This window comes from Burkholderia sp. 4NA327C6 (genome assembly GCF_005502655.1).
Taxonomy (GTDB): Bacteria; Pseudomonadota; Gammaproteobacteria; order Burkholderiales; family Burkholderiaceae; genus Burkholderia; species Burkholderia contaminans.
In genome coordinates this window covers 40,315-64,664 of the sequence record NZ_SCNZ01000046.1, presented here as the reverse complement: position 1 = coordinate 64,664, position 24,350 = coordinate 40,315, and the positions used below count along the sequence as shown (strand labels likewise).

The following is a 24,350-nucleotide window of genomic DNA, read 5'->3' as shown; positions in this document are numbered from 1 at the left end:
GTCACGCGCGCGCGCGCAAAGAACGCCGCGTTGTGCGGCAAGTGGGGAAAATGACGGCGACGCATCGTGCTCACAGCCCCACCTTCGGTGCTTGCTTCATACCGGGTGCATGTGCCGGCGCTTGTTTCGGCGCAGGTGCGCTCCATTGCTTTTTCAAGTCCGCAAAACCCGCGTCAATCGCGCCCCCTGCCTCGCCCGCCTTCAGCTCACCGCTCGCCACCTTGCGCTCGACCTCGAGCGCCACCTTCAGGCTTGTATCGAAACGGTTCAGCATTTCCTCGCGGGTACGCGATGGGTATCCCGCGAGCGACTTCTCGAACTGCTCGCGCAACTGGCCAACCGTCTGCGGCATGGGGGCGGGGGTACGGTCGGGTTCAACCGGGTCCAAACGCGTCACTTCCCACGCGTTTCGAAGCGCCTCTTTCGACTCCAGGCGGATCACCTTGCCCGCCGCGTCGCGCACCGGCTCCTGGACCACGACAGGCGTCTCACCCAAATTCTTCAGCGACACGGTATCGCCGACCTGCGCGCCGGAATCGTTCATTGCCCGTTTGAGATCGACGCCCCAGACCGTGCGCTCGTCACCCGCTTCGTCTCGATACCGCACGAAGTACGAATGAGACGCGTCCGGCTTGTGCTGATACCGGGCACTCCCGTGTTCGAGCAGCTCGCCCGACATCGTGTCGACCGGCTTTGCTTCGGTCTTCGGTGCGGCGTCTGGCGCAGTGGTTGCCGCATCCGCCCGTTGATTTACTGCCTTGGCCACCGGCGTGGCCGCCAACGAATCACTCGGTGCCACCTTCTCGACTGCAGGTGCAGGTGAATCGCCCTTGCGAATCGTCAATGCATCGCGCTGGCGTGCCTGCTCGCGCCGGGCCGCTTCAAGCAGCGCATGATCGCTGTCTGACGGCTTGTACCCCTTGACCTCGATGCCACCAGCAAGCTTCGCCTCGAGCCACCCATTGCGCCGGAAATCCGGATCGCCCTTGAGCGTGATCGACGTAAAATTTTTCGCCTGCACGATCGCAATCATGTCGGCAAGCGTGCCGCGATCGTTAGCGTGTGACGTGAGCCGTACCCCCTTGTCCTCAAAGTGCGGTACGTCGTTGCCCGGCGCCCCCGGATCCCTGACGTTCGGCTTCCAGAACTGTCCATCCTTCACGACATAGCGTTCCGCGATCGAGGACGGCACGTCGTAGCCGGTCGACGTCAATATCGGTTTTCGCTCAACCCCCTCACCGATCTCAATTTCGTTCGGTTCGCGATTGCGTGCAGGACGGGTTTGCGGTGCGTCTGCCGCCCCGGCCGGCGTGCCGAACGGCTTCGCTTTCAGGCGGCTCGTCAGTTCTTCTGTCTTGCGAGCCGCCTCATCCGCGACCGACCGCTGCTGCACACGCGCCTCATCGAGCGTTGCGCGTGCCGCATCCCCTTCAGCACTGCGAACCTGGCGCACGCGTTCGAGATCTGCCGGAGCGACACGCTCACCGACCGGTTTGGTTGGTTGGTTCGCGGGATTCTTAGCGCTGGGTTCGTTCGCAGACGGTTTCGGCGACACCGTGTCGCCTGCGACCTGTGTATCGCCGACCGTCTGCACCGGAGCGCGCTGCGAATCGGCAACCGCCAGACCATTGCTCGCCGTCACGTCGGGACCGCTCCAACGCGGCTCCGGTCGTTCGCTCAGGGCCGGCATCGGCCGTTGTTCACCCCTACTCGCAGGGTCCGTCGTCCAGCCCCCGTCCTTCGTCCACTTGACGCTTTCCCAGCCATTCCAGTACGCATCCAGCAGCGCCGCATCCCGGAACGGCACGTCGTTCACGAATTTGGCGTTGTCGTATTGCCCCATCGTGTGCGCGACCAACAGTGCTGCATCGAGCACCGCTGGGTCGCGGGCCGTGCGGTGCGCCCACGTGACCCAGGCACTGAGTTGCTCGCGGGCGATCTCATCGAGTGGCCAGCGCTCCGCGCCGACCTCCACGCGTCGCTGGATCTGTTCCAGCACGTCGACGAGCGACCGACCCGGCTCACCGTTCACATTCAGCATCTCGAACATTGGCTCGAAGCGCTGCCGATTCGCGGCGAGATCCGGAGTCGCACGCTCCGCCCCGAGCACTTCGCGCGCGCGCCCCATGTGGTAGGCACTCGCGAGGTTCGTGCTTTCAAACGGATTGGGTTGCGCCGCATCGCCGAACAGATCGTCATGCCGGCCGAGCGCGAGCGCGACACGCAATGCGCTATTGCGCACGCCCGGATCACGGTTCTCGCCCAGCCACTTCAGCCACTCAACCGTCTGCGCACGTGTTTCGCTATCGAGCGGCGCTTCGCGGCCGGTCAACGCATTACGGATGCGCCACTGCACATCAGATACCGCCATCGCAAGCGGCAGGCGCGGATCGTGCTGTATGCCAAGCCGGTCGAACAGTTCCGTAGTGCCTACACGGATGTCGTTATGGTGCACAGGCTCTTCCATCGACAGCGGCAGATCATTGTCGGCGGCCGCCTGTTCGCGACGCACATGATCCAGCCGTGTTTGCCCGATCGGCTGACCGATCGCCGGGGCGACGAGTACGGTCGACACTGCTTGCTCGTCATGTTCCTGACGCGGCCCGGTGTTCGATCCAATGACAGCGGCGGTATCGTCGGCCACGTCCCACATCGTCGCGTCGCTGTTCTGGGCATCACCCGTCGACGGCTCGCGAACCGAATCGACATTGTTCGGCACGCCCTGGCGTTCCGCCTGCCGTGCGTCGTACGCCTGCTTCCACGCAATAAATTCCTGCGCCCCCTCTTCGGACATACGGGACGGAATGCCTAGCGACAAGCGCACATTGCTCAACATGACGCCACGCTCTTCGGCCGACACGAACACGATGTCGTCGCCCAACGCACGTTCGACCTCGCGGAGCGTTTTTCCGACAGCGAATTCCCGCTCGATGCGCTCCGTCAAACCACGACTATCCGACAAATTTCGCCAGAACTGCATCTGCTCGGCCGCCCAATCCGGCATGACATATGTCGACTCTGGCGCTGCAGGCTGATCCTCGATCGCCGCTTCGCTGGATGCCGGCGTAGACGCAGGAGTTACTTGCGCGGCCGGCTCCGTGCCCGGCTCAGGTGCCGGCACCGCCAATCCGAACTCGGTGCGGATCTTCTCGAATGCGGCGGCCGCCTGTGCCGGCATCGGCTCGGCGGCAAAACCCTGCCTCGTGCGAATCATCTCGCCCACCGCGCGATCGCCCGCGCCGGCCGAACCGGTGCGCCGCCAGGCGTCGTGATACACCGCCTCGACCTTCGTATCCAGCGCGATCGTGCGCGTGACTTCGTCACCGCGCACGTTCGTTGAGGCGGCGATGGACTGCAGCGCGGCCCGAAATGCTCGGCCCAGTTGCTCATCTCGCGGCGGCTGCGGCTGATTTGGCTGAACCCGTTGCGCCGGCGCCGTTGATGCTGGTTCGGCGGTCACGCTCGGTTCGCTGGCCTGCGGCACCGCTACTGCCGACGTCACCGGTGCCTGGTTTGGCTCGCCGGCGGGAACGGTCACATCTGCGCGTGGCCACCGATCAAATGCCGCAAGGTCAACATCGCGCGGCACATACCACTGCTTGCGCGCGCGATCCCACTTCGCACCCAATGCATTCGCATCTTCACGTTCCTTGTAAGGGACGACAAGGTACGTGCGACCATCCGGCACGCGCGACGCCGCGGCCCCGGCCGGCTCGAACGGGGAGGGGCGCACCGACAGATCCGGCGCTGCCGGCATCGCAATCGACAGCGTCGTCAGCAGCGCCTCGACCTGCTCGCGCACCGCGTCGCGCCCGCGCGAGGCTGCCAGATCGTTCCAGTCGGTACCGCCATCATCCGGCGCAAATGCCGGCAGCAGCACGTGGCCACCAACAACCTCAGCCGTCGCAAACGACGCGTCCTTACCGACGTTCGGCTTGCCGGACGATTCTTTCAGATGGTCGTTATCGCCCGCGATCAGGATCGGCCGGTCGGGATATTTCTGGCGGAAAGCCTCCGCCACCGGCTGCAGGTTCCCGGCGTTCAGCGCGCAGACCACCGGCAGACCCGTAATCTCGTACAGGCTTGCCGACGTCGCGTACCCTTCGGCAATCACGATCGGCTTCTGCGGATCGTCCGCTCCCACTGGACTGAAGCACGCGAGCGTGCGGCCGTCCTTGGTAAAAAGCTTGTTGCCATCGGGACTGATGCGCTGCACGCTCCAGAGCCTGCCGTCGATATCGACAAGCGGCATCACGAGATTGCCATGCCGATCGTGCTTCAACCCATGATTGACCACGCCCTTGCGAGCCAGATACGCATGATCATCTGAGGCGATAGGCAATCTGCGCCATTCTTCCGCCACCCATGCCGCACGCTCGTCGTGCTTCGCCGCACGCTCGGCCGCACGGTCGCGCTGGCGTTGCGCGTCGGCCGATCGCTCTTCGGCCGTCAACGTAAACTTGGCTGCATCGCTCGGCCGCCAATTCAGCCCACCACCTTCGCGGTAGTTCTGGATAAACCCGCGCGGAGCGCCGTCGAGAAAGAGCCTGTACGAACCACTTTGCTTGCCGGGCTTGTCGCCCTCGACAGACACGCGATGAAACTCTCCGTCCGCCTCCGCCGGGCCATTCAGGATCAAGCCGTGCTCGCGTGTGGCGGCCTCGAATTCGCGCAAGATGGCATCGCGCTTGTTACCTTGCCATTCGTTACTCATGGTGATACGCCTCCGTCGTCGTCGGTGCGCCTGCCGGCGCGTGTTCCGTTACGTTGCCCTGCCGTCCTGAATCCGCTGCGTGACCCGCCGGAGCTTCGCTCGCGGTGGAATCCGGTCCGACCAACCCCATGCCGAGTGCAATGCCGGTGTTCCCTGCGATGGCATCCGCAAACATTCGCCGCAGATCGTCATCGATCGGCTCACCGATCGCGAACAGACTGTCGAGCATCTGTTCGCGCACCTTCTGCAACGAAAACCCGGACGGCACCGCCTGGTCGAGCGCGAGCCGTTCCTTCGCGGTGATGGGCGATGCGCCCGCTTGGCGCGACGCGCGCACTGCCGCGGCGATCCGCGCCGAACGCTTGGCGTGGATCTCAGCGATCTTGATAATTTCGATGCCCTGGTAGCGCAGCTGCCCCGATACCCGAGCCTCGGTCAACTCGGCCTCGGTCGGCAGCTTCTTGTCACCCACTTCGCCCAGCAACGAACACACCGAGCGCAGACGGTCGATGAACAGACGGTCTTCGTAATAGAACGCCTTCTCACAATGAATCGGCAGCCCCACACCGAGAATCATTTCCTCGGACTGCGGCATGATTTCAAGCTCCTGGGCGTACATCAGGTTGCGCTTCTGGTCCGATGTGTTCTCGCCCGATGAGGAGCTGCGCCCACGCGTTCGGCTCGTCGACTTCGCTTTCTCGGTCAGGTAGCCAAGCGTCTCGGACATTTCCTTAGAATCATGCGTATCGCGAGGCGGGTAGATAACTTTCAGCGCATGGTTGGTCACCAGCGTCCGCATCCCATGTACACCGTATGCGTCAGGCGCTTCGCCCTGTGACTTCGATTGCAGGATCGTCAGCAGACGGATGCTGTAGCCCGCGATGAAGGCGTTCGCCTTGTCGAGTATCTCGATCTTGCCGACCGCCGGGGCCTCGTCGAGAATGCCCAGACACTGATACTTCAGCTCCGGGTTCGCTTCTGGCAATTCGTCGAGGTTGTCCTCGATCCACTGCGTGAAAAACAAGTTGGCGAGCAGACCAGCGATCGACAACTTCGCGGCCGGCAGCACCAGGTAAATCGACATCGGCACGCGTCGCACGTCGGCAACATCAAAATCGCATCGGCTCGTCGCCGCATCAACGATCGGGTTCGCGAACAGTGTCAGGCCCGCCATGAAGGTCTTCGAGATATTGCCCATCGTCTCGTCCGGGGCCGATAACAGGCGCGCAAGCGCACCCAGGCAATCCCCCGACAGCGGCTCGCCATCTCGATCGCGCTCCATCATGTCGATCACGTGCGCGCGCAGCGTCACGTCCGGGCGAATCGGTACCGCTTCGCGCAAGACCTCGCCGAACGTCCAGGCTTCCTCTTTCTTGGTCTCCATCAGGTACAGTGCGACGCCCAAAAACAGATCAGCCGCGCTGTCGTAGAAGAATTTGTTGCGTGCATCTGGCGAGTGGTACAGACGCGCCGCGATCATCTGCAGGCGGCCGATTCGGATATGCGGAGGAAGTTTCGCAATCTTCACAAGCGGGTTCCACGCGTGCGTAAAACCGCTCTCATCGAACGGCGCCCACCGATAAACAGCCTGTCCGCAGTTCTTGCGATACTGGGACGTCACGTCGTAGTTCTCGCCCTTGATGTCGAGCACGATGATCGAGTCCGGATAGGTGAGCAAATTCGGGATCACAACGGCAACGCCCTTACCACTGCGCGTCGGTGCCGCCAGCATCACGAACTGCTGACCGATGAACGTCAGATAACGCGGGCTGTAGTCTGGTCTACCCGGTTTGCCGCTCGGCAGCCGGCCGACGATAATCGACGGATAGTGGCGACGCCCCTTTTTGACCCGCCCCTCGGCTTCGTCCAGCAGCCCAGCCTTGCGAATCTCATTGCGCTTGGCAAAACGTGCACTACCGTGCAGTTCCCGCTTGGGTCGCTTGATCGCGAACGACAGAGCCACGACGACAAGCGGCAGCAACGGAACGAGCGCAGCCACAAACGATGCAGGCAAAAGTGCAAGCCGCACCTTGCCGATGTGCCCGTAAGCCTCCCAGTAATCGAGCAAAGTCCACACGCCGACGATCGACGCCGGCAGATCCTGCAGTTGCACAAACAGCTTCGCGCCGGCGTACTGACCGGCAACAACGAGGGCGGCTAACATGGCCAAGCCGCCGAACACTACGAGCAACCAGCCGACGAGGGATTTCATACGAAGCTCCCTGCCAGGCTCTGGCAACGCACACCAACATCACCCACGATTCGCAACCTCACGTGCGCTCCGCTCATCAGGATTCTCCCCGCGCGCGATACGGCGTGCCCTGTACCCACCGGCTTTGCCAGTGGGCGGTATAGGCCTGCGCGATTGCCGGGCAATTCCACAGCACCAGCACGTCCTCGCTGTTCTTGCGAGCGGCAGCCGCGCTGAAGTTGAAACTGCCGGTCTGTACTGTTTCACCGTCGACCGTGACGGTCTTGTCGTGATGAATCGCGAATGCGTCGATCGTCCGCACCGGAATGCCGACGCGCAGCAGCATGCTTAGCGCAACAGCACTGGCGCCGCGCGCGGGGCCAGACAGGTTTTCGCGCGCATCGACAGCCACCGCGACATCCACGCCGCGCGCCTTCGCCTGGGCCAGTGCCCGCGCAACCTCACGAGAGGTAAACACGTATGCCGACACGCGAATGGTTCGCTTCGCACTCGCGATCGTTTTCAGCACCAGTGCCGCACCGGTTCCTTCCGGCGAGAACCCGGCCTCGGCCACGCAAGTCCCAGTGGGCTGCGGACTACGCGTGTTGGCCAGCGCGAAAAAGTGCGAAACAGAGTTCGACACCGCGCTCAACAACCCCGTCGATTCAAGGCTAACGACGTGCGCAGACGCCGGCAGGCCATTGAGCAACAGCACGGCGGCCGCACCGGTCACGATTGCGCCTTTCATGAGCGATCCTCCGCGGGTTCCGCCGCCTGCATCGTCTTCAGACGCTCGGCACCTCCAGCCGCGCACACGGCGTCGAGCGAGCGCTCGACGTCGAACAGGAACCGATCATCGAGCGGCCCATCGCGGAAATCCGCCACTGCGGGAATCACCGGGAACGCAACACACACCCCGGCTGGCGATCGTTCAACCGTCGCCCGATCGATCAGGTAGAAGTAGCGGCGCAGAAACAGCCCCGGCAGCTCGCCCGCCAACACCAGATCCTCCTGGATCGCGTCGAGTCGAGCTTTCGCCTGCCGCAGCGTATCGAGCGTGACGCCGGGCGAGCGACGCGCCAAACGACGTTGAGCCGCTATCACTTCGGCTAGCGCCGCTTCTTCGTTATGCCGAAGTCGAGAGATATTCGGCATCACGCGTCTCCCATTCCATGCAACACCTCGTTTCCACGACGCAGAAAGACCCCGCCGTGCGGTAGGCGGATCAAACGGCCATTCGCCACCGGCAGCTCGCACGAGAGAGCGCCGAGCGTCACGATCTGAGCGGCGATCCTCACCCGGTCAATCCAGGCATCGCGATATGGGTCAGGGTCGGGAGACGCCTCATTGATGCGTCCCATCAAGTAGGCGATCGTCGCTGCCATCATCACGAGGCTGATACCGGTGGCCGCAGTACTCAGTGTCCTGGCGGTGTCGGCCGGCTGCGCGGCCGCCAGCTGCAGCCATCGGGCGACTTCCGTCGACGAACACAGCGCAGCAAACACGACGAGACCGGACACCGTTGCGAATCCGACGGCCAGGAAGCGAACCAGCTCGCTCATCACGTTGAGCACGGTGGACAGCCCTTCACCGACGCGACCGAGATGCCAGTAGCGCAACCGTTTGTCGTCCTGCAGCAGGTGCTCGATACGCCGAATCATCTGTTCGGTGACATGCCCCGCACGCACACCGTTCATGTAGACGGCCCACTGCGTTTCGTCGGTCACGTTGAACGATGCGCGCCATGCATCGCGGGCGGCCTGTCGTGACTGGTTCTGCTGCAGACCGGACCACCATTTCAGAATGTTCTTCCTCATTACGCACCTCCAGCTTCACGAGACATCTCACCTGGTTCGCTGAACGCCGCGAGATCTCTCGCGCTCGCTTCTTGCGCGATCCAAGTGCGTACCGCCTGGCGATGCTCGGCAATGAGACGTAGATCGCGCCGCACCAGCGGTCGGCCAAGCGCTGCGACTTGCTGGCGGTATTGCTCAACCGATTCGGCATCCAATGCGTCGCGCGCAAACACATCTCTCAGAACCGGCAGGTCGTCGGCCGCCATCGGCGACCACGCGGTGTTGGTGGACCACGGAGAGGCATCGCTCAGAATCGGTATCGCGAATACCACCAGCAGAAACATGACAAACCCACCGAGCACGCTCGACGTCTGGCCCCAGAGGACGCGACTTAGCACGCAAAGTTCGATCGCAGCGACCACGCCGCATGCACTGAACCACCACCTCAGTGCGCGGCGGCGTTCCGCATCGAGCTCGGCCTGCGTCGGCGGCGCACACAGCACGGGATGCAAATTCGTCCACTTGATTTCTTGTTCGCTCATGCCAGACCTCGCAGTAATTTCCACTTGCCGACCGGATCGAAATACACTTCCTTCAGGCACTTGTTCTCCATGAACAGCACTACGTCGATCGTGCTCTTGACCTCGCGCAGGATGAATTCCCACGTCAGCGTCTGGCCGACCGGGCTTTGCTTCACCAGCGTCGCGATCCGTGCCAACGCCGAAATTGCGTCGTTCGCATGCACGGTCGTGATACCACCCTGGTGCCCGGTGTTGAGCAGCACGAGGTAGTCCCACGTTTCATCGCCGCGCAACTCGGCCAGGTACACGCGGTCGAATTTCATCCGCAGCGTCGCCTTCACGATCCGGCGCGCAGGCAGCGATTCGCTGAAGAACAGGTGCACGTGATTCGGCTGATTCGGCAACGGCACTTCGTGCGTGTCTTCGATCGTCGCGACCCGCGTCGTGGACGGCACGATGTCGGCCAGCGCTTTCATCAGGGTGGTTTTGCCCGAGCCGACGCCACCCACCAGCACGACGTTCATCCGGTGCAGCATCGCCAGCGTCAAGAATTGACCCATATCGCGCTGCGCGAGCGCGTCAAGCATGTCCAGCTCGAACCGCTGCAGCACAACGGCCGCCGGCGCCGCGAGTTGACGCCTCGAATCGACCACGTCCGACGAACTGTTCATGCTCAAATCGCCAAACGACGGCGCGTTCGGATTCGCCGACAGGAACGATGCGTCCTGTGTCCCGACGATCCGGAAGTCGTTCAGGAAATTTCCACGCGTCAGATCGCCCACCGACAAACGCGTGGCGCTCGGGATCCGGATCGTCATCGATACCGTGTTCGGCTCGCACGCGGGCGGGATCACAATCTGGCCGCGCTCACCGTTCGGCAATCGCACCGGCTTTTCCGGATCGTCGACCGACAGCGGTGGCGTTACCTTGTTGTAGATCGCAAGCGCATTGGCGAGCTTCATCAGCGCGTCGAGCGACGCCCCCGGTAATTCGTGCTGTTGCCAACCGTTGCGCGTCTCAGTCCAGCCTTCACCCGGCCGGTTGATCGCGATCTCGGTGTTGCCCGTCAGTGCCCGTAGTTCGGCGATGCCCGCCGACTCCATCAGATTGCGGACCGTGACGCTGCTGTCGTAGGGCTCAACGCTTGACAAGTTCATAGACGCTCCCGAAATCGACGTCGCGCGCGACAAAGATGTTCACTGTCGACCCGTGGCGCGACGTTGCGGTCGGTGGAATGTTGATCGTGTTTTTCAGCGTGTCGGCCGCCAGCTGCTGGCTCTGCGACGTCGTGTTCGAGAACTGGATCCGATTACCGTTGCCGCTCTGGGCCAGATTCGACAGCGCCTGGCCAACGTCGCCGATCACCGACAACATCAGTGCGCCCCGGAAACGCAGCCAGAAGTGCGTATCGACGTCCGCATCAATGCCTGTCGCACCGAGCGCGTTCGTCGCCGGCGAATCGAGATCGACCGTCACACCCGATGGCGTATCGATGCGGGTCCACACCACGAAAATGCTTCCCTGGCCCTCCAGCATCGCCTTGCGCTGCTCGCCGGTCGCTTCGCTACCGCGCTCGAGCAGCAGCGTCTTCCCATCGGCCGAATAAACGTCTTCTGACACGTGGCAGGTGGCGATTCCAGGATGTGTGGACACGATCTCGGTGAACTGCCCGCACGGGATCATTGAGCCTCGCTTGAGCAGCAAACTGAGGTTCGGCAGGAAACTGGCCTTGACCGGCGCGAGACGCGAGGGCGCGAGGCTGTCATCCAGGCCATCACGCGCGTACTGGCGCACAGGAGCGTTCGCGGCTGAAGCGGCGGCCGATGCCTGCGTCAATGCAGCGAGCCCATCATCCGACTTGCCGAATTTCACGAGCACGTCGCCCGACAGGCGGGGGTCACCTGGCGCAGATGCAGCGACCGGGCCGCCGGTTGACGTTGTGGCCGTCGTCGTGCCGGTTGTTGCCGTCGCGCCATTGCCAGCGTTCTGTGTCCCGCGTGCACCTGACGGCTCGGGCAATGCCGCGGCCGCGGCTGACGCCGCCTCTGCCGCGCTAGCCGCTTGCGCCGCTTCGACGTGATTCTTGTTGCCTTGAAAATCAGGATCGGCCACAACTGTCTGAACCGGGGCATCGCGCTTGGAACGCTTGTGTTCTAGATACGCGTCACCAAAGCGCTTCGCAAAAATCGCGACGCTAACCGCGATCACGATCACGATCACAACGATCACGAAGATGATCCCGACGCCGCGCACGCTCGTGTTTCGCTTGCCTCGTGCCAGCCCCGGAATGCCGCGTGGGTCCATACCGGCCGGCGGCACGACTTCTGGCTCCGGCCTCTTCCGGGTGCTGGCCGTCTCCGGCGCCGATGACGTGCTCACGTCGCTCATCGCATTGACATCCGGGTCCATGCCAGAGTCTTCGTGCGCGTCAACCATGATTGCCATCCTTCGTAATACGCACCCAGCCGGGCACCGTCGTGCCTGTCCGGTTGAACGACCCATCAGGCGAATACGCGTTGTTGCGGACAGCCATCACCGTCTTGCCCAGACGCAGCACGAACCCGGTCGCCATACCCTCGATCACGATCGTGTCGCCATCAACATGCCGCTTGGGTGCCGCTTCCGTGCCGTCTGCCTGGATCTCGTAGATCTCCGGCACCCTGCGCGACGTGTCGTACTGGAAATACGTAAATCGGCCGTCGTCCCAAACCGCTGTTGGCGCGATGGCCACATCGCCCTTCATGTCGTAATCGTCGTTGCGCCGTTCGGATGTGTCCGCACCCGCCTGCTCGATCGCCAGCGCCTTATCGGCCTTTGCCTTCGCGGCCTGCTCCGCCTTCGCGCGCGTGTCCGGGTAATCGAATGACAACGACCAGATCGCCGCCTCGTTGCGGGCAGCGGCATCGAACTGGAATACGTAGCGCCGCTTGTTGGTTACGATCAGCACGTTCGTGTTCGGCTTCTTCTTGCTCGGCTTGAACATGAACCAATTCGCCTTACCGCCAACCGACCACCCCTCCGATTCCCCGGAACCGAGCCCTCCGCTCTTGTCGTCGACGATCTCGTCCGCCTCGAACTGGACCACAAAGGCCTCACCAATCCGGTAAGGAATCCGGTACGCGGTCGTCGCGTCGTACTCGGCGCAGCGCACGTGTTCGTCCGATGCACAAGGGCCCGGCGTGATGGCGGACCAGGCCGACGAGCTCACGAATGCAGCCGCGAGCGTCGCCACCACAAGCAGGGGGCTGCGCGCCGACCGACATGCGGCATGTCTCCCGCCGAGAATTTGGCCGCTCATCATGCACCTCCCTTCTGACCCGGCAGCGGCGGTATCGCCGGCGTCGAGTCCGTGCGCGTCCAGTCCCGATCGACCGTGTAGCTCGTGACGCGAAAGCCGGTCGGATCCCGCTCGAGCTCCTCGCCCGATTCAGGCAAGTTGTCGTGGCGGTATGAAATCGTCGCCACCCAGTACTCGCTCTTCGGCTCGTTCAACGCGTTCCTCGGGTTCTGAACGGTCGCCAGCGGGATTAGCGTTTTCGAGAAAAACACCTGAGCAGTCGACCCGACGAACGTGATCGCCCCCACCTTCGCGACGATCCGAAACTGGTTCTTCAGCACTTTCTGTGGTGAGTCGGGGCGGTCGTAGAAAGCGACGTAGATCTCCTTTTCCTTGTCCGCCGACATCAACTTGACGGTGTCGTACATATCCTGAAGCGTTTCCCAGTCGTAACCCTCGCGCATCGTCACGTACCGGCGCAGATCCGCACGGTCCTGGATTTGCCCGAACGGCATTTCGCCGTCGCGCACGACTCCGATCACGTTCGTCGTTCCGTTCGTGTCATTGGTACGGATCAACGCCGGTGGACTTGGCCTCTTTAGTTGTACTAAGGTGGCACCACCTAAAAAACCCGCCAAACCGAGCACACCTCCACCAATCGCAACCCGAATCGCGAACTGCGTCAGCTTCGCGCGTTCTTCCTGTTTCGATTGCTCGAATTCCAGCGCTCGATCCAGATACCAGCGCGCCTCGGCCGACAAGCTGGATTGCGCCTGCTTAGCCTCTTCTTCGCTAGTACGCGCCGGCGCGCCGACAGGCGCGGTTGCCTGTCGCGCCGGCGACGGCTTGCGCACCCCGCCACCCACGATTCGCGCGAGTCCGCGAGGTGTCGCACCGGTGCCAGCCGATGAACGTTTCAATCCAAACATTAACTTTCTCCTTCCACGGCCGGCACGCAGTTCACCGGCTCCCACGCACCTTTTGGCGACGGCAGCTCGTGCGACGACGCACAGCCACCCAGTACGCCGGCAGACACGACAATCAGCAGACGGGCTATCCATTGACGCATGACCGACTCCGTATCACTTAGCTTCCACCCGAACGTTCTCGTCACGCCGGAATTGCACATGCTGCGTTTTCGGGTCATAGCTGATACTGATAGCGCCAATACCCATATTGATCTGCAGCATGCCGCTCACGAGCGTCGCCGGAACGCGACTCGAAGCAGCAGTCAAGTCACACTGATTTTTTGTGTCGAACCGGCAGCTGGTGACGATGAATCCATCTTGACCGCGTTCGATCACGAGATCGGCGCCGTATCGTTCATCCGGATGCAACTGCTTCCACCGACCGACGAATTCCTCTCCCTGTCGGGGCTGACAGCCCGTCACCGCGGCCGCTGCGGCCAACACCACGACCAATCCGAAAACGTGTTGTTTCATCTTGCCCTCCAGTTGTTCTATGCTTTTGCCGCGCCGATTGAGCCACCCGAGCGGCCACCGCCACCCAGGCCGCCCAATTTCTTCGCCGCAGCCGCCACGCCGCGCGCGGCGCCACTCAAATTCCCGACCATCGATGAGATGCCGACGCCCCCAGCCAGCTGCGAGGCAAGCGACGGCAGATTCAGCGACACGATGATGAACACGATGCCGCTCGCCCAGATCTTCGCGATCGTCACCCAAGTCAGCATGTAATCGCTCGCGGTGAAGCTCTTGGGAAGATGGCTTGTCGCGTAGTTGACCTCGACGGCGCCGGCCGCAGCGAACAACGCAACCAAAATGCCGTAGTTCACACACTGCCCGACCCACGCATCAAAGAATCGACGCGTCGGCGGAAACAGTGCGCACGCGATGAACATCGGCCCAAGCGCGAGCAGCAGGCCCAGCGCAAACTTCGCGAGAATGATGAACGCGCACGCGATACCCAGGAAAATCGTTCCAACAAACAACAGCGCGAACGAAAGCGAGATGAGTTCGATCCACACCCCGACCTCGAAGATGCCCGGATTCATCTGCTTGAAGCCGTTCTGTATCGCCGTTACATATAGATTCAACAGGTTGTCGAGTGCCGACATGCCGGAGTTACCGTGCGTGATAGCCTTCGCGATATCGTCCCCGAATCCATTGAAGAACGGCACGACATACTGGCTGTAGTACTGGATGTTCATCCCACATACGAGCACGACCAGCCAGCCGCAGGCTTTCAGGAGGAAATCGACGATCGGCATCTCCTCCTGCCCGCGCATGTACGAAACCATCACAAGCAGCACGTAGATGCCAAAGCCGGCCGAGACAAGAGGCGAGATCATCGAGATGATCTGCGACGAGCCGCTGTTGATGGTTTGCAGGATGGATTCGTCGAACCCCTGCTCCATCGTAGTAAAAACGTCGATTGCCATGATCGCCACCTATAGAAGTTAGCCGCCGCTCATTCGTCCGCGGTCATCTTGCTCATGACCGCCTGATTCGCCTGACGTGCAGCAAGCTTCTCTTCGACAGCCTGCAGCTGCTGAACGAGATTCAAGCGCGTCTGTTCGGACTGGATCTGCGCGTTCTCGGCGGCAAATCGGTTCGCGAGATCGGCCTTCGCCGCGGGATCCTGCGTCGTATCCGACTGCTGCATCAGGGACTGAATGTTCTGCAGGCGCTCGATCACAGCGTCGTACGCCTTCTGCGTAATCGCCTTGTTGGTCGCAAGCGTCGTGATGTAGCGCGAGACGCCCGGCGCCATCGATGCGTTCACCGTCATACCTTCCTGCCGCATGATTTCGTCGGCCACGCCCGAAATGCCGTTCAGCCGCCCGGCGTTCGCCAGGTCGTAAATCGACTTCCAGTTATCAGGCAAATAGTTGCGCAGCGCCGGGTTGTTGAAAATCAGCCCGAGGCCGCGATTGCCCTTGATCATGTTGATCTGATTCACAACCTGGTCATACTGCATTTTCAGTTGTTTGACGGTGGCGATCGCCTGCGCGACGCCCGCTAGGTCAAACGTCGGAATTCCGGGCCCTGTCTGCGCCAGCGCAATCGACGGCGCAGCGCCGAGCAATGCACCGACCATCACAACCGCCCTGGCTACCTTCGTAATTCGCATCGTGTTCATGCTGGTTCTCCTCGCCGACCCCGTGTCGGCCTATCCCGCATCATCAAAAGCCCGGCATCGACAGCCGATCGATCTGTTGAATCCATTGTTGAACCCGTCGAAGTGCATCCTCGCACCTCAACCGGCGCAGCGATCCGACGACTTGCATACACGACTGATGATCAACGCCGGTCGGTGAAGCGGCCGTACAAGACACGGCCAATCTCACCTCGTGTGACGTTCGAACACGTTCCCGCTCCAGCGAAATAAGGTTCAACAGATGGTTGTCAGCAAGGACCTGCCGTGCGTAGATATCCACCAGTGTCGGAACAGAAACATGCCGACAGCTTTTCAGACCAGTCGCCCCAATGATCGACGACGAAGTCGTCGAATCAATCCCGCTCCCGTGCGCTGCGCCCACCCAACATGCGCCGATAACCGGCAACATCCACACAGCCGCACGAAAGGGTCGAATACGATCGATTTTCATACCGTGACTCCTGCCGGAGACGTTCGCCCGATATCCGCTGACATGGGTTTGCGATCACGCTTACCCTTCCGGCGTGCTTGGAAGAGCTCCATTCGCAGTTCGGGATCGCCGTCAGCCTCCAGGCTCGCCTCCTCCCAGATGGCGACGTTCTCGAGGTTCGCCGACAGCACGGACAGTTCGTCGGAGAAACCGCGCAGATCGAGCGTCGCGAACGCCGACTGGTTGCCCTGCTTGATCAGGAAGGTATGCGAGCCCTTCGTGCAGATACGCTTGAATTCGGTGAATTCACGGTCGGTCATAAGTTCACCGTAGCTCGCACGCGTCGCGCTCGGGTTCGGCAGGAAGATTTTCGTCGCCGTGAGCTGCATGATGGCGCCGCAAATCGGGCTCTTGAGCACTTCGTCAGGCGTCTGCGATACGAGAATCACGAACTCGTCGGCGCGCCGGCCGACGCGCAGGCTGCGCTCGATCATCTTCTGGGTCGTCGGGTACGACAGCGGCAACCAAAACTCCTCGATGATCGTCGCAAGCAAGCCGCCGCGCACCTGCATCAGGCTCTTCAAATACAGCAGGAACGCAAGCACCGGCTCGGTCGGGGCGTAATCCTTCCTCAGGAAGTCCGTGACGTCGAACCCGATCCGATGGAACTGCGCCATGTCGATCTCAGTGTCCGACGCGTTGTCGAGTGCCCAGGCAAAGCGCCCGCCTTCCGATTCGCACCAGATACCGAGCCGACGACGCAGACAACCCTCGCCCATGTCCGGAATGCTTTCGAGCAGGCGCGAGAAGCGGCGATCGCGAACGTTCGTGAGCGAATAGACTGCGTCGACGCCCAGCTTGATCGCGCGGGTGTCCTCGACACTCAGCCGACCGTGTTCGTCGCGACCGCACGCGCCAACCAGGTCGTACAGGAATTCGAGGTTGCGTGCCGTCTTCGGCAACGCGAACGGGGCAAGGCCAGTACGCTCGCCCGCACGCAGCGGGAAATAAACACCACCGAGCTCCTCGATAAAGATCTGCATGCTGCGATCCATGTCGAGGGCAAACATCTTCGTGTTGAAGCGCTCCAGGAAGCCAACCAGCATCTCCTGCAGCGTGGTCTTGCCTTCCCCGGTGTCGCCAATTGCCACCGTGTGGCCAGCGATCTTTTCGCCGGTGTTGTTCTCGTCGTTTTTCGTGACGTGGAAGTTGAAGCTATACAGCCCCTTCGATTCGGTCTGCAGCGGAATCACGGCCGTTCCGTCGCCGATCGGATTGCCGCGCGCCTTGCCCGTCGAATAGTTGTGCAGGCTGAACGTCGATGCGAGATTGCGTGTCGATTTCGGCATCGGCCGCGGCTTGTGCTTCGCGCCCGGCAGCTGGCTCATGAACGTAATCGGCGCCGACAGCGTCGCCTTGATCCAACGCAGGCCACACTCGTTCAACGACTTGCTGGACGCGAACGCGCCGTTGTCGATTGCCTTCTTGGCGGTGTCCCCATACACGACGAGTGCTGCATGGTATTCACCAAACGCAAGATCGCGCCCGGCGATCAACGCCTGCGCATGCTCCAGCTCCTCACGCTGGTGCACTGCCTTGTCCTCCACCGAACTGAGTTTGTTCGCCTGGTCGGCAATTTTTGACAGCGCTTCGTAGTTCCCCATCCCGATAAACGAGATCGTGAGCGTGAATTCAACCGGAAGCGTCAACATCGGGTTCAGATGGCCCCATCCCATCTGCGGCAGATCCTTCAGGTCGTAGCACATGCAATATCGCGTCTTGTGCGCGGCCCGAATCTCCAGCACGTCGTAGTGGAAGTGGTGCATCGCCGACGGGATGATTTCGCGTCCTGTCGACGCCGTCACCGGAATCGGCTCCTCGACACCGTTCATCAGTTCGGCAAAGAACGCGAGCGGTTCGCTGAACATAACGCCGTGCCGCTCGACCACGCGCAGGAAGGTCGGATCGTAGATCGCCAACGCCTTGTCGATCGTCTCGGCCATCTCGTGCATTTCCGGGATCAGCTCGTGCAGGTCTTCGCCCTTCAGGATGAAGGTGATATAGAACGCGTTCTCGAAATAGTTGCCGTTCTGAAATCGCTTCAGATATTTGTCGGAGAGGCGCTGCATGAAGCGCGACGTGAATCCGTATTCGTCGTCGAACGTCACGCGTCGGCGCGTGAACGTGCACCACATGCCCAGACGATTTCCCTTGTCCATCACCAGCGCCGCCAGAAAGCGGTTCAGCGCTTCGAAATGCGATTCGATCTCGGCGGTCGGCACCGACTCGAACGGGATACCCGGCAGGCGCACGACGATCGCCGCGCGATCGTCTTCGTAGCTCGTGACAATCTCCGAGATCGGCCGGCCGATCTTCGGCATCAGATCCTCGATAGCCGGCTGATTTTTCATCAGTTCGCTCGTCAGCACGATTCCCCCTCTGGTCTTATGCTCAAGCCGCCCCAATTCATCGACGTTTTCATCACAGCACACCCTCCGCTTCCGTCGCCAGACGTTCTTCCTCGAGCTCGGCCTTGAAGCGCGCGATGAATCGCTCTTGCAACTCAAGCGAAAGCGGTCGCGCTAGCTGCTCGCGGATCTGCCGGTACGAACGCCCGTAACGCATCGGCGCGAGCGTGTACGTCTTGCCAAACAGCGACGCATTCTTGCGACGTAGCACACACATGAGTTCGAACCACGTGATCCGCAGTGCCTGGTCATCAGTCGCGCAGACGTGCTTGAAATACATGATGATCGGCACGCCCGGCAGACCGAGCACGAATCCGCCCGGCCCCATGAAGGCCGCGCCCGCGAGCGAAAAGAACATGCTCGCGACGAACACGGCCAGTCCGGGCAGCAGCGGGATACCCCACTGCATCGCGGTCCGGTTCAACCCCGCGTAAGACGGATACAAGGTCTTCTCGGTGCTCATCGCCGATCAGCTCCCACCGGCCGAGAAGAGCCAACCAGCCAGCACCACGGCTCCGCCGCAGACAAACACCTTGACACACGACATCCCGAAATCGTGCACCCAGTCGCCGCCTGCTTTAAACGCTGCGATCCCTTCCTTGATCAGGTAGAGGGCAGCGACGATCGCAGCGCACGCGTACAACCAGATCTGCAAGGTCGACAGCCCCTGCTTCCCCGTGTCGAGGCCACCCGCCTGGGCGCTGACAGCAACGCCGGTCAAAGCGATCGCAACCAGCGTTTCGCGCACGCACCGCTGGTCGAGCGGCGCAAACAATTTCTTCAGATAGTTCATTCCCGGTTCTCCTTTGTCGCTCCAAAATCCCCAAATACATCCCAACCTGAACCTTTCGAAGGTGCGCCGGCTGCCGCATCGCCCTTCGTCACACGCTTTACGCGCCGCGCGGGCGCCCCGTCCGGTACAACCGCGATCGCCGGCACCGCAGCGGCCGGCGCATCGGCCGACGTTGCCGTGTTACCCGATGTAGGTTCCCGCGTCAGCTTCCCGGCGTCGCTCTGCTGCGTCTGCGGCGACGCCTGCGCGACCACGCGCTGCACGTAGCTCGTGCCATCCTTCTCGATCTTGAATCCGCGCTGAATGTTGCCGCTGTAGTAGCAGGACAACGCGTGGCGCAACGCCCGTTGCCCGGGACCTGCCGCGATCGACGCGCGCCGGTAACAGTCGGCCAGGATCTCGCTGCCTGCACGCAGGTTTGCGCATGGATCGAATGCAGCGCCGCCAACCAGCCCATAGCGAGCAAAGTTCGCGCGATTCACCTGCGCCAGGCCGACGCTGTAATTCCAGCCAGCTCGCTCGAGTGCTGCGGCCGTCGCTTCGGCTTCGGCCTGCGTGCGCGGCTGGCGCACGAGACGTCCGCCAACCACACCGATCGCAAACGGATTCGCGCCGGATTCGTTGCGTACGACAGCTGAGAGCGTCACCGGGTGAACGGCTGGCGCACACGTCGACGCGAGTACAGGAAGATCGATCGCAATCATCGTCAGTGCCTCCCACCGCCGCCAAAAAATCCCTGGTCGTTGCGTTGCTGGTATTCCTTCAGGAACTCGGCACCGGCCTTTGTCGGGTCATACGCCGGATACGGCGTCGGGCCCACGTAGTTTTCCGTGATGGTGTGCGGGCCGCCCTGGATGTTCCCGATCAGCCCACCGCCATTTACGCCCCACCACACTCGCGTATGCAGCTGGCCGTTGATCATCACGTTGATCGCACCAGAAGCCTTACATACGAGTTCGCTCTGCTCGTGGCCCCCCCAACCCACCAGATCCTTTCGGCAATAGCCACCGCTTGCCCACGTATTCGACGCCGACGACCCTTTGCCATAGCTTTCGAGTGTTCCCGGTTCAAACGCGTCGACGAGTTCCGCCGGCAGGCTCGCGAGTGACGCCACCAGGTCGCAGGTCGGAAACGGGTTGCCATGGCGCAGTGCGTCCCACAGCTTCTCGATCGGCGGCACGCACTCTTTCTCCGATTCCGGCCCGCGCGGATCCGACAGGCAAATCAACACCTGACACCCCCAGCCATCTGCGAGCGCCACGCGCGCTGGCACCAGCGTGACGACCGCGATCGCAGCAAGCAGGACCACACGCTTCAGTCGAAATTTCTTCATGTCCGCGCTCCGGCGTCCGAGGCATCAGGCCATGCATGGAAGAAACCTCGCGCCGATGCCGGCACCTGCATGAGCGGCACCACATGACGGCGAGTCGAGATCATGTCCCGGTACAGTTCCTCGAGCTGCTTGCGCTGATGCTCATGCAGGTCGAAGGCGTGACCGGCTGTGCTGACCTCGAGCGGGCGTCGACGCAGCCGATTGATCGCAGCTTCGACTTGCAGCAGCGTAATCGGGGTATCGGCCGATGCTTCTTTGGCATGAGCCGGAGCTCGTGCCTGATCGGATCGAGAGGGCCGTGGCATCACATCGCTCCTTATTGCGCGCCGGTAGTGAACGACCAGGACGTCGAGATCGGCGAGCCGTCGCGTGCGCCGGCAAACGTCACCGTGTACTTCGTATTGGCCTTCAGCTGCGCAAGCGGCAGCAGAAAAGCAACGCCGGGCGAAAGTCCATTGTTCGGGTCAGCCGTAACAGAAGCGGTCGACCCCGCCACCGCGCCTTGCGGAACGAGGATGCGAGCAGACACTGCTGCGCCGGTGTTGTCGACAAGCTGGAAGTTCGAAACCGTCAGCGTGTTCCCGGCGGCCGCGTTCACGCGGACCATGATGGGTCGGCCAGGCGCCCCCAGATCCGGTGCCGGATTCGGGACTTCCCCAAGCGTCAGTGCCGTCGCCACACCGGCCTCGTCAATGTACGGCGCGTGAACGATCAGGTTCGTCGCGAATTGCTGTCCACCGCTCGAAGGAATCGAGTTCGTTTGCGTCGGCACACTGAGATTCGGTGCGGCCGGAACACCCGTCGTCGTCCCCATGTCGAGAACGCAAAATGACCACATCGCCGGTTGCTGCCCGGCCGGCGGCGTCGTTACCGTCGTAGCGACACCGACACCCATGCTTTCCGAGTTTGCGGTCACGCCTTGCAGGTGATAGACGCTGTTAAGCCAGGTATTCGCGCAATCTGCGCCAGTCGTTTGCACGACCGGCCCATAGCCGCTGAAGGCCACTTCGCCGACCCATTCAGTCGACGGCGCGCCGGCCACCTGCGCACGCTGAACCGGCGACGCACCGGTATAGCCCGGAAGCGACGCGTTTTCGTCGTGACCCAGCGCAGAAATCGCGCGGCTCGGAACGTTTTGCAAACCATAGTTGGCGTGAGCGATCGCCGCCTTATCCAGATCCGCGTCCTGTTTCATCAAGCCAACACCCAATGCCTGACGATAGGCGTTCAACTTCGAAAAAATCGTCGCGCTGGGCGAATCGCTGGCATACGTCGGGGCAGGCACGCTGGTTTGAGGCGGCACGGACGTCGAGCTTCCAGGTGTCGGCGGCACTGCCGGCGTCGACGGTTGCGTGGCTCCTGCGTTCGAACCATTGCTTCCACCGTCACCACCACCGCCCCCGCATGCGGACAACGCAATGGCTACAGCAACAGAGATCACGGCCAGCTTGATGACGTTCTTTTCGGTATTCATGAATGCCCCTCGGATAAATGTTTTACACAACGATTAAGATGCTCTGCCTTGCCTTAAACGCGTCGAGCGCGCTGCACTTCCCATTCGCTTAATGCCCCCCACTACACGGGCCGGACCAGCTCTCGGGTGTTTTCCCGCCACACCGTGCAAAACCTATCGCCTCGTGGACGCCGATGACAGCCCCTGTATTCGGATCGGCTTCGCAGACAGCAGCCACAAAGTTCTGCACTTCCATACCGGAACCCGAGTCGAGCCCATAATCGAGACGTGCCCCCTTCACCACGACGAACTGTCCGTTCGTCGTGAACGAGAACAGATTCCCGTTTTGCTTCGGCGGCGCATACACGCCGTTCCATGTGATTTTCCAATCGCTGTAGTTATTGGCAGTCCAGTAATGCCAGCGAAGGGTGTTGTTTGCCTCGAGCACCGGTGCGTCCGTCGCAGCGTTCGCATCAGTGATGCCGTACCCACCTTGCCGCTGCGCGATGGCTTGCGCGCATTGGGCGATCGGATCGACAGCAGGCGGCGGAACAGACTGGCAACCGGGCTGCGTCCATTGCGACCCCGTCCAGGTCGGCGCTGCCGTCTGCAACATGCCAGCCGGACAGCTCGGCGGCGCCTGATAGCTGCACTGCGGCTGACTCCAGTGCGAACCCTGCCAAACCGCACTCCCCGTTGTGACCCATCCAGGTCCCTGCGCACATTGCGGCGCAGGGATCGGATCGTGATAGATCGGTGTCAGGCACGTGTTGTCCTGGTAGCCGGGCGAGCAGGTTACGGGCGTAGCACGAGCGTTTTGAATCGACAGCGTCGCTGCGATCGAGATCGTGAACAGCGCGAGCAACGGCCATCCGAACCGCCCAAATCCGCGATTCACTTCGCGGCAAGCTGCGTTGCTGTTGTTGCGTGACATGGTTCAATTCCTCGATCGTCAGTACGCGCAGTACGTTGCGGCAATCCCCTGCGCTCCGGGAATCCCATTTCCGACACCATCAGTCAGGTGAACCTGCCACCCATTGCCTGTCCACGTCGCAGGTCCTGCATTCACGACGCTGGTCTCATTCACCCTGAAGTTTTGCGGGGTGACTTGAATCTGCATTGATCCGCCGTTCGGACACGTCGGTTGGGGCACCCACGTGGCATCCCACACCGTGTAATACCCATACCGCAGCCAGCGGCCGCCGATCGGCATCCACGTTCCGAACTGGCAAGAGAGAATCTGCCCCGACCCATCGCTATTCGCGGCGATCGCTCCGTTCGGAGAGCACGCTGTCGACGCGACGGCGATATTTCCGGCCTGCAACGTGCCCTGCACGCCCAGCGACCCTTTACCGTTGGCGCCACTGACCATCAAGTGGTTGTCGCCGTCATTCATCAGGCGCATGTTGAAATCCTGCGCACCCTTACCGCCGTAATGGAAATCGACATAGGGCACCTGACCTGGATGGGTGCCGCTCATGTCACCCAGCTCGAGCGAACCGCCTTGGTCCCCGTTCATCCCTGCGCCATTTGCGAGCCGAAATGTGTTTGCGTTGACGACGTCGGCACCATTGATGCTGTGCTGCGCTCCGGTCGTATCTGTCATGCTCAGGTCCGTCTGCATCGCATTGAGATCCGGCCGACCCGGCTTCATGTCGACCCGATACAGGTAGCCGTTGTCGCTCGGCGCATCGCCCACTCCGACCATCATCGCGAGATGGCCACTGCCCGGATTCGCGTACCCCGTGAGCGACTGGCGGAATGACCCGCCTGCGCCGATCGCAACGGTTGGCTGCATCGTCGCGTCGCCGGCCTGATTCGCGTACGGCACAAAGCCACCGAGATTGCCGCGACCGCTCGATTGCGACGCGAGCGGCACCAGCTTCTGCGGCGGGATCGCCGTGCCACCCGTCGTGAACAGCATCGTCTGCAGCTTGCCCGGTTGCGGCTGCAGCACCTGCGCCGCCCACTGCTGTCGAAACACGTTCGCCGTGCTCATGCCGGACGGCAGATAGCCGCCAGCCTGCAGGTCGGAAACCGTCACGTTGGCCGGCTGCGTCGGCGTCGCGACCGCAGCCAAGTCCGCACCGTGATCCTTCACGTAGCGGCCCAGCGCCGCACCCATGACCTGCGCCTGGTTCGCCGCGCCGGCGACCTGAATTGAATCCGCAGACCGCTGCAGCCACGCGAACAGCACCGAAGCCATCATGAGCCACATCAACGTACCGGCCAGACTGCCGAGCATTTCGCCCATCGC

23 protein-coding genes are annotated in these 24,350 nt (G+C 62.0%); all 23 read right to left on the bottom strand.

Annotation, left to right across the window (positions count from 1 at the left end; all coding sequences use genetic code 11):
• Positions 1–70 precede the first annotated feature (70 nt).
• Entirely contained in the window at positions 71–4,714 is a 4,644-nt protein-coding gene (locus tag FFS49_RS33155; protein WP_049036535.1) for a DUF5710 domain-containing protein, read from the bottom strand.
• Entirely contained in the window at positions 4,707–6,926 is a 2,220-nt protein-coding gene (locus FFS49_RS33150; RefSeq protein WP_053092626.1) for a type IV secretory system conjugative DNA transfer family protein, read from the bottom strand. The genes FFS49_RS33155 and FFS49_RS33150 overlap by 8 nt, the downstream gene beginning before the upstream one ends.
• A 76-nt stretch (positions 6,927–7,002) precedes the next feature.
• Positions 7,003–7,653, bottom strand: coding sequence for a phospholipase D family protein (locus FFS49_RS33145; RefSeq protein ID WP_063851222.1), 651 nt, complete (start codon positions 7,651–7,653; stop codon positions 7,003–7,005).
• Positions 7,650–8,060 (bottom strand): hypothetical protein, encoded by a 411-nt coding sequence (locus tag FFS49_RS33140; RefSeq protein ID WP_137910203.1) that lies wholly within the window; start codon positions 8,058–8,060, stop codon positions 7,650–7,652. The genes FFS49_RS33145 and FFS49_RS33140 overlap by 4 nt, the downstream gene beginning before the upstream one ends.
• A complete protein-coding gene (locus FFS49_RS33135; RefSeq protein WP_049036537.1) occupies positions 8,060–8,722 on the bottom strand; it encodes a hypothetical protein in 663 nt (220 codons plus the stop codon). The genes FFS49_RS33140 and FFS49_RS33135 overlap by 1 nt, the downstream gene beginning before the upstream one ends.
• A complete protein-coding gene (locus tag FFS49_RS33130) occupies positions 8,722–9,243 on the bottom strand; it encodes a hypothetical protein (RefSeq protein ID WP_049036540.1) in 522 nt (173 codons plus the stop codon). The genes FFS49_RS33135 and FFS49_RS33130 overlap by 1 nt, the downstream gene beginning before the upstream one ends.
• A complete protein-coding gene (locus tag FFS49_RS33125; RefSeq protein ID WP_049036541.1) occupies positions 9,240–10,379 on the bottom strand; it encodes an ATPase, T2SS/T4P/T4SS family in 1,140 nt (379 codons plus the stop codon). Before FFS49_RS33125 ends, FFS49_RS33130 begins: the two co-directional genes overlap by 4 nt.
• Complete coding sequence (gene virB10 / locus FFS49_RS33120) at positions 10,360–11,658, bottom strand: type IV secretion system protein VirB10 (RefSeq protein WP_224755970.1); 1,299 nt, start codon at positions 11,656–11,658, stop codon at positions 10,360–10,362. Before virB10 ends, FFS49_RS33125 begins: the two co-directional genes overlap by 20 nt.
• A complete protein-coding gene (locus FFS49_RS33115) occupies positions 11,651–12,523 on the bottom strand; it encodes a TrbG/VirB9 family P-type conjugative transfer protein (RefSeq protein ID WP_224755969.1) in 873 nt (290 codons plus the stop codon). The genes virB10 and FFS49_RS33115 overlap by 8 nt, the downstream gene beginning before the upstream one ends.
• Positions 12,520–13,428 (bottom strand): type IV secretion system protein, encoded by a 909-nt coding sequence (locus tag FFS49_RS33110; RefSeq protein WP_163013130.1) that lies wholly within the window; start codon positions 13,426–13,428, stop codon positions 12,520–12,522. The genes FFS49_RS33115 and FFS49_RS33110 overlap by 4 nt, the downstream gene beginning before the upstream one ends.
• 153 nt (positions 13,429–13,581) lie before the next feature.
• Positions 13,582–13,941 carry a hypothetical protein gene (locus tag FFS49_RS33105; protein WP_122174086.1) on the bottom strand — a complete coding sequence of 120 codons (360 nt, stop codon included), beginning with the start codon at positions 13,939–13,941 and terminating at the stop codon, positions 13,582–13,584.
• A gap of 17 nt (positions 13,942–13,958) precedes the next feature.
• On the bottom strand, positions 13,959–14,897 hold the full coding sequence (locus FFS49_RS33100; protein WP_122174083.1) for a type IV secretion system protein: 939 nt from the start codon (positions 14,895–14,897) through the stop codon (positions 13,959–13,961).
• A 29-nt stretch (positions 14,898–14,926) separates the two neighbouring features.
• The gene (locus tag FFS49_RS33095) at positions 14,927–15,598 is read right to left on the bottom strand and encodes a type IV secretion system protein (RefSeq protein WP_224755968.1); all 672 of its coding nucleotides are present in this window, start codon (positions 15,596–15,598) and stop codon (positions 14,927–14,929) included.
• A 43-nt stretch (positions 15,599–15,641) separates the two neighbouring features.
• Positions 15,642–16,067, bottom strand: coding sequence for a hypothetical protein (locus FFS49_RS33090; RefSeq protein WP_137910202.1), 426 nt, complete (start codon positions 16,065–16,067; stop codon positions 15,642–15,644).
• Positions 16,064–18,457, bottom strand: coding sequence for a transporter (locus FFS49_RS33085; protein WP_220497709.1), 2,394 nt, complete (start codon positions 18,455–18,457; stop codon positions 16,064–16,066). The genes FFS49_RS33090 and FFS49_RS33085 overlap by 4 nt, the downstream gene beginning before the upstream one ends.
• 70 nt (positions 18,458–18,527) lie before the next feature.
• Positions 18,528–18,977, bottom strand: a complete 450-nt coding sequence (locus tag FFS49_RS33080) for a VirB3 family type IV secretion system protein (RefSeq protein WP_122174146.1) — start codon at positions 18,975–18,977, stop codon at positions 18,528–18,530.
• 6 nt (positions 18,978–18,983) lie between these two features.
• Positions 18,984–19,307 (bottom strand): hypothetical protein, encoded by a 324-nt coding sequence (locus FFS49_RS33075; RefSeq protein WP_122174144.1) that lies wholly within the window; start codon positions 19,305–19,307, stop codon positions 18,984–18,986.
• Positions 19,304–20,011, bottom strand: coding sequence for a lytic transglycosylase domain-containing protein (locus FFS49_RS33070; RefSeq protein ID WP_122174142.1), 708 nt, complete (start codon positions 20,009–20,011; stop codon positions 19,304–19,306). Before FFS49_RS33070 ends, FFS49_RS33075 begins: the two co-directional genes overlap by 4 nt.
• A 2-nt stretch (positions 20,012–20,013) precedes the next feature.
• Positions 20,014–20,640: a hypothetical protein gene (locus FFS49_RS33065; protein ID WP_137910201.1), complete on the bottom strand. Its 627-nt coding sequence runs from the start codon at positions 20,638–20,640 to the stop codon at positions 20,014–20,016.
• Positions 20,637–20,945: a DUF3717 domain-containing protein gene (locus FFS49_RS33060; RefSeq protein ID WP_137910200.1), complete on the bottom strand. Its 309-nt coding sequence runs from the start codon at positions 20,943–20,945 to the stop codon at positions 20,637–20,639. The genes FFS49_RS33065 and FFS49_RS33060 overlap by 4 nt, the downstream gene beginning before the upstream one ends.
• Positions 20,946–20,956: 11 nt before the next feature.
• A complete protein-coding gene (locus tag FFS49_RS33055; RefSeq protein WP_122174136.1) occupies positions 20,957–22,114 on the bottom strand; it encodes a CAP domain-containing protein in 1,158 nt (385 codons plus the stop codon).
• Positions 22,115–22,202: 88 nt separating this feature from the next.
• A complete protein-coding gene (locus FFS49_RS33050; RefSeq protein WP_137910199.1) occupies positions 22,203–23,027 on the bottom strand; it encodes a hypothetical protein in 825 nt (274 codons plus the stop codon).
• Positions 23,028–23,045: 18 nt separating this feature from the next.
• Positions 23,046–24,347: a shufflon system plasmid conjugative transfer pilus tip adhesin PilV gene (gene pilV, locus FFS49_RS33045; RefSeq protein WP_122174134.1), complete on the bottom strand. Its 1,302-nt coding sequence runs from the start codon at positions 24,345–24,347 to the stop codon at positions 23,046–23,048.
• Between the last annotated feature and the right edge of the window lie 3 nt (positions 24,348–24,350).

What these genes read in the sequence shown, in the direction of transcription:
- FFS49_RS33115 (WP_224755969.1), bottom strand. Translation starts at nt 12,523, where the DNA reads ATGATGAGCGGCCAAATTCTCGGCGGGAGACATGCCGCATGTCGGTCG.
- FFS49_RS33130 (WP_049036540.1), bottom strand. Translation starts at nt 9,243, where the DNA reads ATGAGCGAACAAGAAATCAAGTGGACGAATTTGCATCCCGTGCTGTGT.
- FFS49_RS33075 (WP_122174144.1), bottom strand. Translation starts at nt 19,307, where the DNA reads ATGAACTATCTGAAGAAATTGTTTGCGCCGCTCGACCAGCGGTGCGTG.
- pilV (WP_122174134.1), bottom strand. Translation starts at nt 24,347, where the DNA reads ATGGGCGAAATGCTCGGCAGTCTGGCCGGTACGTTGATGTGGCTCATG.
- FFS49_RS33150 (WP_053092626.1), bottom strand. Translation starts at nt 6,926, where the DNA reads ATGAAATCCCTCGTCGGCTGGTTGCTCGTAGTGTTCGGCGGCTTGGCC.
- FFS49_RS33060 (WP_137910200.1), bottom strand. Translation starts at nt 20,945, where the DNA reads ATGCCACGGCCCTCTCGATCCGATCAGGCACGAGCTCCGGCTCATGCC.
- FFS49_RS33140 (WP_137910203.1), bottom strand. Translation starts at nt 8,060, where the DNA reads ATGCCGAATATCTCTCGACTTCGGCATAACGAAGAAGCGGCGCTAGCC.
- virB10 (WP_224755970.1), bottom strand. Translation starts at nt 11,658, where the DNA reads ATGGTTGACGCGCACGAAGACTCTGGCATGGACCCGGATGTCAATGCG.
- FFS49_RS33065 (WP_137910201.1), bottom strand. Translation starts at nt 20,640, where the DNA reads ATGAAGAAATTTCGACTGAAGCGTGTGGTCCTGCTTGCTGCGATCGCG.
- FFS49_RS33055 (WP_122174136.1), bottom strand. Translation starts at nt 22,114, where the DNA reads ATGAATACCGAAAAGAACGTCATCAAGCTGGCCGTGATCTCTGTTGCT.
- FFS49_RS33085 (WP_220497709.1), bottom strand. Translation starts at nt 18,457, where the DNA reads ATGAAAAATCAGCCGGCTATCGAGGATCTGATGCCGAAGATCGGCCGG.
- FFS49_RS33095 (WP_224755968.1), bottom strand. Translation starts at nt 15,598, where the DNA reads ATGAACACGATGCGAATTACGAAGGTAGCCAGGGCGGTTGTGATGGTC.
- FFS49_RS33155 (WP_049036535.1), bottom strand. Translation starts at nt 4,714, where the DNA reads ATGAGTAACGAATGGCAAGGTAACAAGCGCGATGCCATCTTGCGCGAA.
- FFS49_RS33110 (WP_163013130.1), bottom strand. Translation starts at nt 13,428, where the DNA reads ATGTTTGGATTGAAACGTTCATCGGCTGGCACCGGTGCGACACCTCGC.
- FFS49_RS33135 (WP_049036537.1), bottom strand. Translation starts at nt 8,722, where the DNA reads ATGAGGAAGAACATTCTGAAATGGTGGTCCGGTCTGCAGCAGAACCAG.
- FFS49_RS33145 (WP_063851222.1), bottom strand. Translation starts at nt 7,653, where the DNA reads ATGAAAGGCGCAATCGTGACCGGTGCGGCCGCCGTGCTGTTGCTCAAT.
- FFS49_RS33070 (WP_122174142.1), bottom strand. Translation starts at nt 20,011, where the DNA reads ATGATTGCGATCGATCTTCCTGTACTCGCGTCGACGTGTGCGCCAGCC.
- FFS49_RS33090 (WP_137910202.1), bottom strand. Translation starts at nt 16,067, where the DNA reads ATGAAAATCGATCGTATTCGACCCTTTCGTGCGGCTGTGTGGATGTTG.
- FFS49_RS33105 (WP_122174086.1), bottom strand. Translation starts at nt 13,941, where the DNA reads ATGAAACAACACGTTTTCGGATTGGTCGTGGTGTTGGCCGCAGCGGCC.
- FFS49_RS33125 (WP_049036541.1), bottom strand. Translation starts at nt 10,379, where the DNA reads ATGAACTTGTCAAGCGTTGAGCCCTACGACAGCAGCGTCACGGTCCGC.
- FFS49_RS33050 (WP_137910199.1), bottom strand. Translation starts at nt 23,027, where the DNA reads ATGTCACGCAACAACAGCAACGCAGCTTGCCGCGAAGTGAATCGCGGA.
- FFS49_RS33080 (WP_122174146.1), bottom strand. Translation starts at nt 18,977, where the DNA reads ATGAGCACCGAGAAGACCTTGTATCCGTCTTACGCGGGGTTGAACCGG.
- FFS49_RS33100 (WP_122174083.1), bottom strand. Translation starts at nt 14,897, where the DNA reads ATGGCAATCGACGTTTTTACTACGATGGAGCAGGGGTTCGACGAATCC.